Below are 15,226 nucleotides of genomic sequence, written 5' to 3'. Positions count from 1 at the left end.
GGGTTCCTGGGGCGCTCGGGAAGGGGCGGGCGCTGAGGCCTGAAGCCAAAGTCAGGTACAGGTGCGGCCCGGTGCATCATAGCCCGAAGCGTGCAGCGATTCGCCGCGCGGTTGTATGCAGTTCTAACAGGGAGATGCCCTCGTTGAAGACGACGATGTCGGCAGCTGCGCATCTTTCGGCGCGTGTTGCCTGCGCGGCGATGATGGCCTGCACCGCCTCGGCAGCCAGCCCGCTGCGGGCCTGCACCCGCGCGATCTGCGTGGCCGGCGTGCAGTCCACCACGATCACGGCATCCAGCAGGCGCGTCCAGCGGGCGCGCGACTCCACCAGCAGCGGAATGTCGAGCACGATCAGCCGATAGCCTTCGGCCGCCGCATTCCGCGTGGCCTGGGCGATGGCGTCGGTGACCAGCGGATGGACGATGCCTTCGAGCCGCAGCTTGGCACCCGCATCGGCGAAGACGCATTCGCGCATGCGCGAGCGGTCCAGCGCACCCTGCGCATCGATGAAATCGTCGCCGAAAGCTGCCCGGATGGCGGGGATGGCGGCGCCCCCGGTCGCCGTCACGGCGCGTGCGCAGGCATCGGCATCGACCAGTGCGGCGGCGCAGTCGCGCAGCATGCCGCCCAGGGTGCTCTTGCCGCTGCCGATGCCGCCGGTGAGCCCGACCTGCAGCGGAGTGCGCACAGCACCGGCGCCCGTCACAGGCCCAGCCACTGCAGGATGGTCTGCATCAGCCTGGCCGGCCCGACGAGCATGGCGGTGAGGCCGGCACCGGCCAGGAACGGGCCGAAGGGAACGTAAAGGCCTTCGCGCAGGCTGCTGGCCAGCTTCATGCCGATGCCCACCAGCGCCCCGATGACGGAGGCCACGAGGATCATCGGCACCAGCGCCTCCCAGCCGAACCAGGCGCCCAGGGCCGCGAAGAGTTTGAAGTCGCCGAAGCCCATGCCTTCCTTGCCCGTGGCCAGCTTGAAGGCCCAGTACACCGACCAGAGCGAGAGATAGCCGCAGGCCGCACCCCAAACCGCCGAGGGCAGTGGCACTGAGATCCAGCCCAGCGCCGAGGCCAGGAGTCCGGCCCAGAGCAGGGGCAGGGTGATGCCGTCGGGCAGCAGGGTGGTATCCCAGTCGATGAAGGCCAGAGCGACCAGGGCGGCAGAGAAGCCGCACCAGAGCGCTGCCGTTGCGGTGAAGCCCCAACGGTAGCCGCAAAAGGCGAAGAGCACGCCCGTCAGCAGTTCGACCAGCGGATAGCGCACCCCGATGCCGGTGCCGCATGCCGAGCAGCGACCCTTGAGGAACAGGTAGCTGAGCACGGGAATGTTCTCGTACCAGCGCACGGCATGGCCGCACGACGGGCAGCGGGAGCGCGGCGTGACGAGGTTGAAGGGGGGCTCGCCGGGCGCTGCATGTGCCTCCTGCGCGCCGCGCTGCGCTGAATCGCCGGCGGCCGTCGCGGCTGCGGTGTCCAGCGCGTACTGCGCGTGCTCTGCGGCCCATTGCCGCTCCATCATCTGCGGCAGCCGGTGGATCACCACGTTGAGGAAGCTGCCCACCATCAGGCCCACCACGCCCGCCAGCGCGGCCGTGACGACGACGCTCTCGTACATCAGACCACCTGACCCAGCTTGAAGATGGGCAGGTACATCGACACGACGATACCGCCGATGAGGGTGCCCAGGAAAACGATGATGATGGGTTCCATCAAGCTGGAGAGGCCGGCGACCATCTCATCGACCTCGGCTTCGTAGAAGTCGGCGGCCTTGCCCAGCATGTGGTCGATGGAGCCCGATTCCTCGCCGATGGCGCACATCTGCAGCACCATCGAAGGGAACACGTTGGTATTGGTCATGGCAGCGGTCAGGCTGGTGCCGGTGGAGACTTCCTGCTGGATCTTGTCAGTGGCGTCCGCATAGACCGAATTGCCCGAGGCGCCACCCACGGAGTCGAGCGCCTCCACCAGCGGCACGCCGGCCGCGAACATGGTGGACAGGGTGCGGGTCCATCGTGCGACGCAGGACTTGTCGATCAGCACGCCAAAGATCGGCAGCCGCAGGAGCAGGCGGTCCATCACCTTCTGCATCTTCTCGTTGCGGCGCCAAGCCTGCATGAAGAAATAGAAGCCGCCGCCGATCACACCGAAGATCAGCCACCAGTACTGCACGAAGATCTCGCTGATGCCCATCACCAGCAGCGTGGGAGCGGGCAGGTCGGCGCCGAACGACGTGAACACTTCCTTGAAGGCCGGGATCACGAAGATCATGATGATGGTCACCACCACGAAGGCGACGATGATCACCGAGATGGGATACATCAGTGCGGAGCGGATCTTGGACTTGATCGCCTCAGTCTTTTCCATATAGAGCGCGAGCCGGTCCAGCAGCGCTTCCAGAATGCCGGCGGCCTCGCCTGCTTCCACCAGGTTGCAGTAGAGGCTGTCGAAATACATGGGATGCTTGCGGAATGCCATGTTCAGCGAGGTGCCGGTCTCGACGTCGCTGCGGATGTCGTTGAGCAGTTTGCCGACGCTCGGGTTGGTGTTGCCGCGGCCCACGATGTCGAAGGACTGCAGCAGCGGCACGCCAGCCTTCATCATGGTCGCCATCTGCCGCGTGAAGAGTGCGATGTCCTTGGGCTTGATCTTTTTACCGGACCGGGTCCGGCGCTTCTTGATCTTGGTAGGCAGCACGCCCTGGCGGCGCAGCGTGGCTTGCACCTGGTTCTCTCCGACCGCCCGGACTTCGCCGCGCACCACCTTGCCGCTGCGGTCCTTGCCTTCCCACTCGTAGACGAAGTCCTTGATCTCCCTCGATGTCCCGGTCGCCATGTTGTGCGCTCCCCTGTGGGTTATTCGTTGGTCACGGCCAGGACTTCCTCAAGTGAGGTCAATCCGATGCGCGCCTTGTACAGGCCCGACGTGCGCAGCGATCGCACACCTTCGCGCCGCGCCTGCTCGGCGATCTCCAGCGCGCTGCCGTCGCGCAGGATGATGCGCTGGATCTCTTCCGAGACGGGCATCACCTGGTAAATGCCGAGGCGGCCCTTGTAGCCGTTGTTGCAGGCGGAGCAGCCCACCGGCTTGTACGTGACCCAAGTGCCGTCAATCTCTTCCTCGGTGTAGCCTGCGTCGAGCAGCGCCTGGTGAGGGATGTCGGCCGGCGCCTTGCATTGCGGGCACAGGCGGCGCGCCAGACGTTGCGCCGTGATGAGGATCACGCTGCTGGCGATGTTGAACGGCGCGATGCCCATGTTGCGCATGCGCGTCAGCGTGGTGGGGGCATCGTTGGTGTGCAGGGTGGACAGCACCAGGTGGCCCGTCTGTGCGGCCTTGATGGCGATGTCGGCGGTTTCGAGGTCGCGGATTTCGCCCACCATGATGATGTCCGGATCCTGGCGCAGGAACGATTTGAGCGCCGTGGCGAAGGTCAGCCCGGCCTTCTCGTTCACGTTGACCTGGTTGACGCCCGGCAGGTTGATTTCCGACGGGTCTTCGGCCGTGGCGATGTTCACGCCCGGCTTGTTCAGCAGGTTCAGGCAGGTGTAGAGCGACACGGTCTTGCCCGAGCCGGTGGGGCCGGTGACCAGGATCATGCCGTAGGGGCGGCCGATGGCATGCAGCAGCCGGGCCTTTTCCTCCGGCTCGTACCCCAGCGCATCGATGCCCAGTTTGGCGCTGCTGGGGTCGAGGATACGGATCACGATCTTCTCGCCGAACAGCGTGGGCAGCGTGCTCACCCGGAAGTCGATCACCCGGTCGGGGCCGACCTTGAGCTTCATGCGCCCGTCTTGGGGCACGCGCTTTTCCGAAATGTCCAGCCGAGAGATGACCTTGATGCGCGAAGCCAGCTTGTCCTTGATGGCGATCGGCGGGGAGGCGATCTCGCGCAGCTCGCCGTCGATGCGAAAGCGCACGCGGTAATGGTGCTCGTAGGGCTCGAAATGCAGGTCGGACGCACGCATGTTGAATGCGTCCAGCAGCATCTTGTGCAGGAACTTGACGATGGGCGCGTCTTCGACCTCGTTGACGCCGGTGTCTTGGGGTTCAGGGCTTTCAGGAACAGACAGGTCGTCAAATTCAAAATCCGTCCCGCTCACCATGCTTTCCATCGCCTCGGCGGTGGACTTGGTGGTCGCATCGATCAGCCGGACCAGCTTGTCGTATTCGGCAATGATCCAATCCACACCCATCTGGGTGGTGAACTTGATTTTTTCTGCCGCTTCCTGGTCTGTGGGGTCCGCGGTCGCAACGATGAGCCGGTTGTTGCGCTTGCTCAGGACGATGACGCGGTAGGCCTGGCAGATCTTGGCGTCGAGTAGGTCGCGGGGAAGGCGTGCCGGATCAATCGCGTCGATGTCGAGCAGAGGGGCGCCGAACACTGCCGACACGGTGTGGGCCAGATCCAGCGGCGAAACCGAGCCTGAGCCCGTCAACTCCGCGATGAAGCTGGTGCGGCTGGATTGGGACTTGCGGTAGATGTCCTCAGCCGCCTTCTGGCTGAGCTGGCCCGCCGAAATGAGTGCCCGCCCCAGGCCGGGCAACGCGATGCTGGAGTTTCCCTGGAGGGCGGAATCGGCGTCAGCCATGTAACCAGTAGAGTCTTATGGGTGGAAAGTAAACCATCGTATCACTGCAATACGATGGCCTTTCCTGCGCTTCTGGCTCAGTGGCGCTGTCCAGCAGTGTTGCCCAGAGCCCGCATGGAGCCCGTATTCGCCTGTGTCAGGGCGCCGGGCGGTTGGTCGGCGAGATCGTTCTGCAACTGGAACATCCGCATGGTGCTCACCAGTTCCTCTGCTTGGCGCTGCAGGCTGCTGGCCGCGGCCGCCATCTCCTCGACCAGCGCCGCGTTCTGCTGGGTGGTCGTGTCCATGGCAGTCAACGCCGCGCCCACCTCCGACACACCCGTGGTCTGCTCCAGGCTCGCCTCGCTGATGGTTTGCACCAGCGCAGCCACCCGCTGGATCGCGCCCACGACCTGCGCCATCGTGTCGCCCGCCTCGTCCACCAGCGCCGTGCCGGCATCGACTCGGTCCACGCTGCGGCCGATCAGGCCCTTGATCTCCTTGGCCGCTTCCGCCGATCGCTGCGCCAGAGAGCGCACTTCGCCCGCCACCACCGCGAAGCCTCGGCCCTGCTCGCCCGCACGGGCCGCTTCTACCGCAGCATTGAGCGCCAGGATGTTGGTCTGGAACGCGATGCCGTCGATCACTCCGATGATGTCGCTGATCTGGCGCGAGCTGTCCTGGATCTCGCGCATGGTCTGCACTACGCGCCCCATGGCGGTACCGCCTTCGCCGGCCACGCGCGAGGCCTCCTGCGCCACCCGGCTGGCTTCCACCGCAGTTTCGTTGTTGCGCTGTGCGCTTTCGCCCAGGGTTTCGGAGGAGGCGGCGGTTTCCTGCAGCGACGAGGCCTGGGTTTCGGTGCGTGCGGACAGGTCGTTGTTGCCCTGGGCAATCTCCGCGCTGGCGGTGGCCACCCCGTGCGCTCCGCTGCGCACCTGCTGGACCATGCGCACCAGGCTGGTCTGCATGTGCGCCAGCCGCGCCATCAGGCTGGCTTCGTCGCCGGGCCGCACCTGGATGCGCCCGGTCAGGTCGCCACCGGCTACGCGGGTGAGCATGGCGGCGGCTTCTTCGGGCTCGCCGCCCAAGGGCTTGAGCACCATGCGGTTGAGCGCGACCAGCAGCACGGCCGAGACCAGCACGATGCTGACCAACCCCAGCGCCAGGGCGGTCATGACCTGGCGGCGCACCGGCGCCATGACGTAGGAAAGGGGCACTTCGGCCGAGAACACCCACGGGGTGGTGGTGTTGCCGATCTGGATCGGCACCAGCACCTCCAGCACGCCGCCCAGCCGGGCGTTGACGTGTTCGCGGGTGCGCAGCTGGCCGTCTCGCATGGTCTGGACGGTGGCTTGCCAGCTATCGTCGTCAGCGCGCTTCTTGCCGACAAGGGCTTGGTCAGCATCGCCCACGATGATCCCCGTGTTGGACGTCAGCGTGGCGGTCCCCACTTCCAGCACGTGGACCGCGCTCACCATGTTCTGCAGCGTGCCCAGCGCAATATCCACACTGGCCATTCCGACGAACCGGTTCTCAAAGAAGATCGGTGCAGACATGGTGGCCATGAGTATTTTCTTGCCGCCCACTTCATATTCATAAGGGTCGATCACCACTTCCTTGCCGCTTTGCTTGGGGAGGAGGTAGTAATCGCCCGGGCCGGGCTTGTCGTAATCGGTCAATACCTCCATTTCGGGCTTGCCGGAGCTTTGTTGCCAGTAGGTCACGAAGCGCCCGGTAGCGTCATGGCCGGGCTTGTCGACATATTCGGCATCCCGGTTGTCGAAGGCGTTGGGCTCCCAGCCGGTGGAGACGCCCACGATGGACGGATGGGCCTGCAGCACGCCCTTGAGCAAGGCGTTCGCTTCAGCGCGATCCGCGCGGCCCTGCTGCTTCAGTTCCTGCAGGGCGGCGGCGACGGTTTTCGCGACGGTCATCGCTTCGTCCAGCACCCGCTGGGCCTGGGCTGCGTGGAATCGCGCCGCGGCCTCGGCATAGTGCGTGCTTTGACTGCTCAGCGCCTTCGCGGACTGGGACACCAGTATCCCGATGGTGGCGGTCAGGCCCACCAGCACGATCAACACGATCAGCAGCAGCAGCCGGGTGCGCAGCGTCCAGTGGTTGAAATTCATCACGGGCGGGTTCTCCTAAAAATGATTCCGAAAGCCTGCTTGGGCGGATAGCCATCGTCCACAGAACCTTGGCTGCGCCTATATGCACGTGCCAGCACCTTCTCTGGTCCCCGATGGGGCCACGTCGGTTGCCATCCTTGCAAATAGCGGGCCTGCTCATGGGAAGGTGCTGACGACACAATTGTTTGTATTGTTACGTATTGATGCAAAAAGTAGGCCGGACAAGCACCCGTTGCCGACGCGGGGCAGGGCTTTATCTGCGCCGTGTTGGCTATTGCGGCTGAATCCGCTGGCGGCCCTGCGAATGCAAAGGGCACAGGGGCGATGACTGAAATGGCTGCACCAAGGCGAGCGCCGGAGGCCCCGTGGGTGCCTATTGCTCGGTCGGCGCGCGCGCCAGCAGTGCTTCGAGCATGTCGATGCGATGCCGATGCGGCGTTGTGATGGCATAGAAGCGTTCCTGCAGCGCGGTCGAATGGCCAACCACGACCAGCAGACCGGACTGGAGTTCGTCCTGCACCACCACTTCAGGCAGCACGGTCAGCCACCCGCTGTCGCGTGCGATCAAACGCAGCATCGCCATGTCGTCCACTTCAGCGCGTAGCCGCGGGGCCACGCCAGCCGTGGCGCAGAGGGCGTCGAACTGGGCGCGCAGCGCATGGCGCGGGCCGGGCAGTACGATGTCGGCTCCGTCCAGATCTTCCGGAATGCGCAGGCTCCGGGATGCCCACTGGCTGGCAGGGCCGACCAGCGAAATCGACTGGCTTCCCAGGAAGCGGCAGTGCAGCGGCCGATCCGGGTCCGCCGGGACAGTCTCATTGGCCAGCACCACGTCTAGCTGGTGCTGCACCAAGCGGGCCAGCAGGCCTTCCAGCAGGCCGGACTCCAGCGTCAGCACCAGCGCGGGGTCAGCCAGGGCTGGTCGGATCCAGTTTTCCTGGTAGTTGCGCGACATCGTGGCCACACTGCCTACGCGCAGCCGTGTGACACCCGCCGAGCGGCCCTGAAGACGCCCCAGCATTTCCTGTCCCAGGCCGAAGATGTTGTCTGCATACGCCAGCACCAGCTGGCCGGTGTCCGTCAATAGGAGTCGGCGGCCCTCTCGGGCAAAGAGGCTTTCGCCCAGCCGTTCTTCCAACTGCCGGATTTGGGCGGATACCGCCGACTGGGAGGTGTGCAACTCCTCTGCTGCCCGCGTCAGATGGCCCAGCTTGGCCACTCGCCAGAAATAGAAGAGGTGATGAAAGTTGAGCTGGTTCAGTTGCATTGTTCTGTTTTGTGTATTGATTTATTCCAATCAATGTAATTTACAGAACAAAGACCGCAACGCATCATCGCCACCATGCATTTGAGAGGTTTGCAAAATGACGATGATTGAGGTGGGGTGCCTAGTCGTGGCACTGTCGCCGGCAGGTCTGATGGCTGCGATGGCAGGGCTCACGCGGCTGGACTGTTGCTCCATGCAAAGGCTGTGGCAGGTGTTCCATGGGGTGTCGTGCGGCGCGCTGGCTGCTGCGGTGCTGTCGCTGGCCTTGGGGGCGGTGGGCATGCCGGCGGTTGGCATTCTGGTGAGGGCCGCCCCGCTGGCGCTGGTGCTGGCCGTACTGGTGCAACTGCTCGGCCTGGTCATCGCAGCGTTTTCCGCCCGGTACCTGGAAGGTGAGGCGAACCAGCAGCGCTACCTGCGCGCACTCGCCACGGTGCTGGCGAGTGTCCATCTGCTGCTGCTCGCTGATCACTGGCTGCTGCTCATCGCGGCCTGGGCGGCCGTGGGCATGGCGCTGGAGCGGTTGCTCTGCTTCTATCCGGATCGTCCCTTCGCCCTGCTGGCGGCGCACAAGAAGCGCATCGCCGACCGGCTCGCCGACCTGCTGCTGCTGAGTGCCGCAGGGTTGGCTTGGTGGGCGGTGGGCAGCGGGTCGCTGTCGGCCCTTTGGGCGCACCTGGCGCAGCACGGCCTGTCCATGCCGCTGTGGGCCAGTGCGCTTTTGCTGGTCGTCGCCGTCACGCTGCGCACGGCTTTGCTGCCGGTGCATGGCTGGCTGATCCAGGTGATGGAGGCGCCCACGCCCGTGTCCGCGCTGCTCCATGCGGGTGTGGTCAATCTGGGGGGCTTCGTGCTGATCCGCTTCGCACCGCTGCTGGAGCAGGCCGGTGCCGCGCGGCTGCTGCTGATGGCGCTGGGGCTGGGCACCGCGGTGCTGGCGGGCATGGTCATGCTCACGCGCATCAGCATCAAGGTGCGGCTGGCTTGGTCTACCGTGGCGCAGATGGGTTTCATGCTGCTGGAATGCGCCCTGGGGCTCTACAGCCTGGCGGCGCTGCATCTGATCGGCCATTCGCTTTACAAGGCGCATGCGTTCCTGTCGGCGTCCTCCGTGGTGCGCCAGACCCGCCTTCATGACTTGCACCAGGCTACGGTGCCGGGCGCCGTCAGCGTCGTGTTGGCACCCGTGCTGACGACTTCGGTCGTGTGCTCCCTGGTCGCGCTGGCAGGAGGGGCGGCTTGGCCCTGGTGGTGGAGCGCCTTGCTCGGCCTGGCATGGGCTCCCCTGCTGTGGCTGCCGGCCGCCCATGCGGGCGGCCCTACGCGCGGCGGGCAATGGCTGTTCGGCCTGCTGGCTGCCGTGGGCCTGACTCTGGCGGCCATGGCCGCTCATCTGCTGCCCCTGGGCCTGCACGACGCCCCGGACTCCCGCTTAGGCGTGGTGGCCCTGGCCGGCATGGCCTGCCTGTATCTCTGCCAGGTCCTGCTGCAGAAGCGGCCGCAGTGGCTGGCGCGCTGGCGGCGCTGGAGCTATGCCGGCTTCTATCTGGACGAGGCCTACACGCGCCTGGCGCTGCGCCTGTGGCCTGCGCATTGGGTGCTGGCGCGCTCGCCAGCCATCGCCTTGCCCTGGCGCCGCGGCGGTCGCCGCGCCGCCCGCTGACCGCAATCACAAGATGATGGAGTGCATCCCATGACGGACCTTTCGACGATCGACCACCTACCCGCGGCTGTCAGCGCATCGGCTGAAAGCAGCGCCCGTGAGGCGCTACATGCCCGGATCGAGCAAGCCTGCAGTCAGGCCTGCCTTGCGATCGCCCCTGCCTGGCCGCTGGACCGTGCCATTGCCGTCAATCCACATTGGTCGCGCATCGGCATGCCAGTGCGCCGGGTGGCTGCCCGCATGGCCGTGCTGGGTGGAATCCAGGTCTTCCCGCCGCGCGACCGGCAACTGCAGGCCTGGCGCGAAGGCCGCATCGGCGCAGCCGACCTGGCCCTGGCGCTGCGGCAATTGCCCGCAGCGCAGGCGGCGGGTCTCGTGCCCGAGCGGTGCCAGCAGGCGTTGGAGTCCGGGCTGCGTCCGGTGCAGCTGCCCTTGCTGATCGACGTGCTGGACAGTGATGCGGATCGCCGGGCGAAGCTCTCCTGGCGGCAGGCGGTCACGCACCAGGTCAGCCAGACTTGCGCGGCCTACTTTGACGAACACCAGGCGAGCTGGCAGCCCGAACGCAGGCAGGGGCTGTATGCCTTCTGGCGCGACACCTTGCAGCACGACCACGGCATCGGCCTGTTGATGGGCTTGCCGCAGCTCGGCCGAGCCGTGAGTGCCTTGCCTGCCTCCGCGCAGGATGCCGAGCGCTGGGTGATCGCCCGGCTGGGTCTGCCCCCGGCGGTGTGGGCTGACTACCTGGAGTCCGTGCTGCTGAGCATTAACGGCTGGGCCTCGTGGTGCGCGTACCTGGGTTGGCAGGCCAGGCTGTCCGGTGGTCAGGATGCCCATCTGCGCGAGCTTCTGGCCATTCGCCTGGCCTGGGGCGTAGTGCTGCTTGAATGCAAGGAGGACGAGGCGGCTCGCGAGGCATTCGGTGCGCTGCAGCAGGCTTGGAATCAGGCGCCCCTCGTCCTGCAGGAGGCCGAGAGGGACATGCTAGTCGACGAGGCGTGGCAGCTAGCGCTGGAGATCGGGTATCAGCGAGAGCTGGCGCAGCAGCTGGGCCGGCCTGTCCTACCGCACGATGGCGGCGCGTCTGCGCAGATCGAAGTCCAGGCAGCGTTCTGCATCGACGTGCGCAGCGAACCCTTGCGGCGAGCGCTGGAAGCGGCCTGGCCTGGTGGCATCCAGACCCTCGGGGTCGCGGGCTTCTTTGGCCTGCCCGTCGCCTATACGCCTCTGGCCACCCATCTACGCCGTCCTCAGTTGCCCGGCTTGCTGGCGCCTGCCATGCAGGTGAGCGACTGCATCGTCAGCGCCGATCCGGCGCAGCAGGCCGGCGACGCGGTGCGGCAGCGGAATGCCGGCCGTGCGCGCCAGTCGCGCCTGGCCCTGGCTGATCAATGGCAGGCGGCCAGCCACTGGCCGGGGGCCGCTTTCTCCTTCGTCGAGGCGGCTGGCGTGGGTTACCTGGGCAAGCTCGGGCAATGGCTGCTGCCCCGCGGGCGCGAGCGCGAGCGGGACGACCTGCAGGGCGTGCCGGCCCGCTACCGCCCGGTCTGTCGTCCGCAGCTGATGGGCATGGACTTGGGCTCCAAGGTGGCGCTGGCTGCGCGGCTGCTGCATGCCATGGGCCTGGATCGGTATATGGCGCCCCTGGTGCTGCTCGTCGGCCACGGCAGCCAGTCGGCCAACAACGCCCATGCGGCGGCGCTGGATTGCGGCGCCTGCTGTGGCCAGACCGGCGAAGTCAATGCGCGCAGCCTGGCGCTCCTGCTCAACGACCCGGCAGTGCGCCAGGGCCTGCAGGCGCAAGGGCTGCACGTCCCTCAATCCACGGTGTTCGCGGCAGCGCTGCACAACACCACCACCGATGAAATCGAAGGCTTCGACCTGGACCTGCTTCCGGCCCCAGCGCGCGAACGCTGGGAGCGTCTGCAGCCCGTTTTGAGCGAGGCTGGCGACCAGGTGCGCCGCGAGCGCGCGCCCCGCTTGCAACTGGATCGGGACGCTCCTGACACTGCGTTGCTGGCGCAACTGCGCCGCCGCGCCAATGACGGCGCGCAGACGCGGCCCGAATGGGGGCTGGCGGACAACGCGGCCTTTGTCATCGCGCCGCGGTCGCGCAGCCAGGGCGTGTCGCTGGGCGGGCGCAGCTTCCTCCATGACTACGACGCCGGCCAAGACCCTGACGGCAGCCTCCTGGAAACGCTCATGACCGCGCCCATGCTGGTCACGCACTGGATCAACTGGCAATACCACGCATCCACCTGCGATCCGCAGCGACTGGGTAGTGGCAACAAGCTGCTGCACAACGTCGTGGGCGGCACGCTGGGCGTGTTCGAGGGCAATGGCGGCGACCTGCGAATTGGCCTGTCGCGGCAGTCAGTGCATGACGGCCAGCGCTGGATGCACGAGCCCCTGCGGCTGACCGTGGTCATCGATGCGCCGCAGTCTGCCATCGACGCCGTGATCGGCAGGCATGAAGTCGTCCGGCAGTTGCTGGACAACGGCTGGCTTCATCTGTGGCGCTTTGAGGGGGCCGGCTTTCAGCAGTACGGTGAAGCGGGCTGGGCGCTGGTGGAGTGGGTCGCTTGAAGCCGGCTGCTGGCTTCAGCAGTCGCATCCTCTTTGGGGTTCATGACAGCGACTCCTGGAGCGCACCGCACCGCACCGGCCTGGCCCGGCGAGCGCTGAGCACCCGGCATGCATTGAGCGAGAAGCCAGCGAGAAGACGCCACGCAAGGGCACCTGCTGGGCGCATGCACCCAAAGAGAGCCTGCGGGGTGACCGAAGACACTGGCATTCACGGCCGGGTGCGCCACTCGTGCGCAGGGACGGCGGGTGCCATGGCCGGGATCGCGTGTGGCAGGCACCCGCGGCTCTATTTGGTTGTGCGTTACCTCGATTGGATGCGCGTAGAACAATGCTGAAGGGCGGCACGGCGCACTTCGGTTTTGAGACCGAACCTCAAGCGGCGCCATTGACTCAGTATCGGCATTCATGACGAGTCAAAGCAAAAGAGCCCAAGTGCTTGGTTCACTTGGGCTCTTTCGTGTTTTGTCTGGTCGGGGTGAGAGGATTCGAACCTCCGGCCTCTACGTCCCGAACGCATAGCCCTTGTGCCGTTTTTACTGGTGGTTTAAGGTGCTTCCTGATTATTTGGGCCATTCTTGGGCCATTGGGCCATCAGGGAGACGTATGGGGCAGATCACAAAGCGCGGGGAGTACCAGTGGCGGGCCAAGGTCAGGCGCAAGGGCTTCCCGGAGCAGTCGCGCACCTTCACCTACCGGGAGGACGCGGAGAAGTGGGTTCGCATGGTCGAGAGCGAACAGGAGACCACAGGCTTCATTGACAGGCGGGAAGCAGACAAAACCACGCTTGCCGCAGTCCTTCAGCGCTATCGACGCGAGGTCACCCCCTCTAAAAAGTCGGCGGCCATCGAGTCCGTAAAGATCGATGTGCTCCTGCGCGACCAAGCGCTGGTCGGCCTGAAGATGACTGCCGTCACAAGCGCGGAGGTCGCCAAATGGCGAGACCGCCGACTCAAGGAGGTGACCGGGGGGACCGTCAACCGCGAAATCGACGTGCTCTCGACCGTATTCAACCATGCTCGGCGTGAGTGGGACATCCACGTCGAAAACCCGATCCGGTCCATCAAGCGTCCCGAAAAAGCGCGCGCGCGGGATCGCCGCTTTTCGTCTGAGGAAGAGTCCTACCTGCTGGCTGCGCTGACTGGTGGGGAGCGCCTCGTCGATGGAACGTTCAGCAAAGGAGCTCGCAACCCGTGGCTGTTGCCTCTTGTGAAGCTCGCCATTGAAACGGCCATGCGGAGGGGGGAGTTGCTTTCGCTGACTTGGGAAAATGTGGACCTGGAGCGCCAGACCGCTCACTTGCCCGACACCAAAAACGGCGACTCGCGAACGGTGCCCCTGTCTACACGGGCTGTGGCCATCCTCAAGGCGCTGCCAACACCAGAAGCCGACGAGGATGTTGAGGGAGAGGCAGAGGTTCAGCGCACAGGGGCCGTCTTCCCGACAACGGCGTTGGCACTGAGAAAGGGTTTTGCGCGGGCCATTGAGCGTGCTCAAGAGCAGTACCGTGCTGACTGCAAGCAGGCCAAGCGCCGGCCCATCCCGGGGTTCCTCGAGGATGTTCACTTTCATGACACGCGGCACGAGGCTGCGTCACGGCTGGCTGAGAAGCTCACGAACGTCCTGGAGCTCTCGGCGATGACTGGCCACCGAGACCTGCGCATGCTCAAGCGGTACTACCACCCCAGGGCCGAGGATCTCGCCAAGAAGCTCGGCTGATGTGGACAAGCTCGTGGACAGCAAAGGTTGTCCACGTTAGATCGCCCCGGCAACGCTCGATAGATCGCCCCTGCTGTAACGCCGGTTCCTCGATAAATCGCCCCAGTCAGGGTCGATAGATCGCCCCTGTTCTATGTTCTATACAGATAGGGGTTCTGATAGCTCTTCAGATACTTTTACTGGTAGTTGGGCGTAAGCGCGCGGTGAAGTCATCTTGACTGCCGCATCGCCAGTCTCATGGCAAGTCAAGCGCTGGGTGACCAGCGGTGCGGCAGCAGCTCGGCGATCCTGCTGGCCGGTTGCGTAGGCAGGCGGTCCAGCACGTTGCGCAGGTAGGCGTAGGGGTCGTGGCCATTCAGCTTGGCCGAGTGGAGCAGGCTCATGACGGCCGCGGCGCGCTTGCCCGCACGCAGGCTCCCCGCGAACAGCCAATTGGATCTTCCGATCGCAATTGGACGGATCTGGTTCTCCACCCAGTTGTTGTCCGCGGGCAGGCGTGCGTCATCGAGGTAGCGCACCAGCGCGGTCCATCGACCCAGGCTGTAATCGATCGCCTTGGCTGTGGCGGATCCTGGTGGCACCTTCTGTCGCTGGCCTGTTAGCCACATGTGCAACGCGTCGGCAATTGGCTTGGCCTTTTCCTGCCGAACTCGCCAGCGCTCTTCGGGGTCATGGTGTGCGATCTCTCGCTCAACGTCGTAGAGCTTGCCGAACAGCGCCAATGCCTGCTCGCCCACCGGGCTCTTGTGATTGGCCCAGAGCTCATGGAACTTGCGCCGCGCGTGCGCCAGGCAGCCCGCCTCGGTCACGCCGCTGGCGAACAAGGCTTTGTAGCCCGAGTAATCGTCGCACACGAGCGTGCCGCGCCAAGCGCCCTCACCGGGGTGCCCGAGGAACTCGGCCGGGTGCCGGCCGGCGCGGCTTTCGGCGAAGTCGAACACCACCAACCTGTCCGCCTGCAGGCCGGTGCTGCAGTAAGTCCACAGGTAAGCCCGGTGCGTCTTGCCCGCGCCGGGATCGAGCATGGCCACCGGCGTTTCGTCGGCATGCAGCACGGGCTGCGTGAGCAGCTCGGCCTTCATGGCGTCAACCAGCGGCTGCAGCTGCACGCCGCAGGCGCCCACCCACTGCGCCAGGGTCGAGCGCGGGATTGCAAGGCCGGCGCGAGCAAAGATTCCTTCCTGGCGGTACAGCGGCAGGTGATCGGCGTACTTGGCCACCAGCACCGGCCTCACAGTACCTTGGGGTACCTGCCGCCGGCGGTGTTCGCCGCGCAGTGGCGCCAGCGAGCTGGC

8 protein-coding genes and 3 pseudogenes are annotated in these 15,226 nt (G+C 65.7%); 3 read left to right on the top strand and 8 right to left on the bottom strand.

What is annotated here, in order from left to right:
• Window positions 1-76: 76 nt before the first annotated feature.
• The 7 genes and pseudogenes from coaE to AC3A84_RS10295 all read right to left on the bottom strand — a co-directional run bounded on the left by coaE (window position 77) and on the right by AC3A84_RS10295 (window position 7,966).
• Window positions 77-718 carry a dephospho-CoA kinase gene (gene coaE / locus AC3A84_RS10325; protein ID WP_487969540.1) on the bottom strand — a complete coding sequence of 214 codons (642 nt, stop codon included), beginning with the start codon at window positions 716-718 and terminating at the stop codon, window positions 77-79.
• A complete protein-coding gene (locus tag AC3A84_RS10320; RefSeq protein WP_487969539.1) occupies window positions 703-1,614 on the bottom strand; it encodes a prepilin peptidase in 912 nt (303 codons plus the stop codon). The genes coaE and AC3A84_RS10320 overlap by 16 nt, the downstream gene beginning before the upstream one ends.
• The gene (locus AC3A84_RS10315; protein WP_487969538.1) at window positions 1,614-2,831 is read right to left on the bottom strand and encodes a type II secretion system F family protein; all 1,218 of its coding nucleotides are present in this window, start codon (window positions 2,829-2,831) and stop codon (window positions 1,614-1,616) included. Before AC3A84_RS10315 ends, AC3A84_RS10320 begins: the two co-directional genes overlap by 1 nt.
• A 20-nt stretch (window positions 2,832-2,851) precedes the next feature.
• Window positions 2,852-4,588 (bottom strand): type IV-A pilus assembly ATPase PilB, encoded by a 1,737-nt coding sequence (pilB, locus tag AC3A84_RS10310; protein WP_487969537.1) that lies wholly within the window; start codon window positions 4,586-4,588, stop codon window positions 2,852-2,854.
• Window positions 4,589-4,665: 77 nt separating this feature from the next.
• A pseudogene (locus AC3A84_RS10305) lies at window positions 4,666-5,406 on the bottom strand (methyl-accepting chemotaxis protein); the annotation flags it as partial.
• Window positions 5,407-6,060: 654 nt separating this feature from the next.
• Window positions 6,061-6,504 (bottom strand): annotated as a pseudogene (locus AC3A84_RS10300) (cache domain-containing protein); the annotation flags it as partial.
• Window positions 6,505-7,072: 568 nt separating this feature from the next.
• Window positions 7,073-7,966: a LysR family transcriptional regulator gene (locus AC3A84_RS10295; RefSeq protein WP_487969536.1), complete on the bottom strand. Its 894-nt coding sequence runs from the start codon at window positions 7,964-7,966 to the stop codon at window positions 7,073-7,075.
• A 97-nt stretch (window positions 7,967-8,063) separates the two neighbouring features.
• Between AC3A84_RS10295 and AC3A84_RS10290 the strand changes: the two genes are divergently transcribed.
• The 3 genes from AC3A84_RS10290 to AC3A84_RS10280 all read left to right on the top strand — a co-directional run bounded on the left by AC3A84_RS10290 (window position 8,064) and on the right by AC3A84_RS10280 (window position 13,931).
• Entirely contained in the window at window positions 8,064-9,629 is a 1,566-nt protein-coding gene (locus AC3A84_RS10290; protein WP_487969535.1) for an NADH-quinone oxidoreductase subunit L, read from the top strand.
• Window positions 9,630-9,659: 30 nt separating this feature from the next.
• Window positions 9,660-12,215 (top strand): YbcC family protein, encoded by a 2,556-nt coding sequence (locus AC3A84_RS10285; protein ID WP_487969534.1) that lies wholly within the window; start codon window positions 9,660-9,662, stop codon window positions 12,213-12,215.
• A gap of 603 nt (window positions 12,216-12,818) precedes the next feature.
• Window positions 12,819-13,931, top strand: coding sequence for a site-specific integrase (locus tag AC3A84_RS10280; RefSeq protein ID WP_088388360.1), 1,113 nt, complete (start codon window positions 12,819-12,821; stop codon window positions 13,929-13,931).
• 245 nt (window positions 13,932-14,176) lie between these two features.
• On the opposite strand, the pseudogene tnpC reads toward AC3A84_RS10280, so the two are convergent.
• A pseudogene (tnpC, locus tag AC3A84_RS10275) lies at window positions 14,177-15,172 on the bottom strand (IS66 family transposase); the annotation flags it as partial.
• Window positions 15,173-15,226: the final 54 nt, after the last annotated feature.

This window comes from Paracidovorax sp. (genome assembly GCF_057642795.1).
This window is presented reverse-complemented; position numbering and strand designations above follow the sequence as displayed.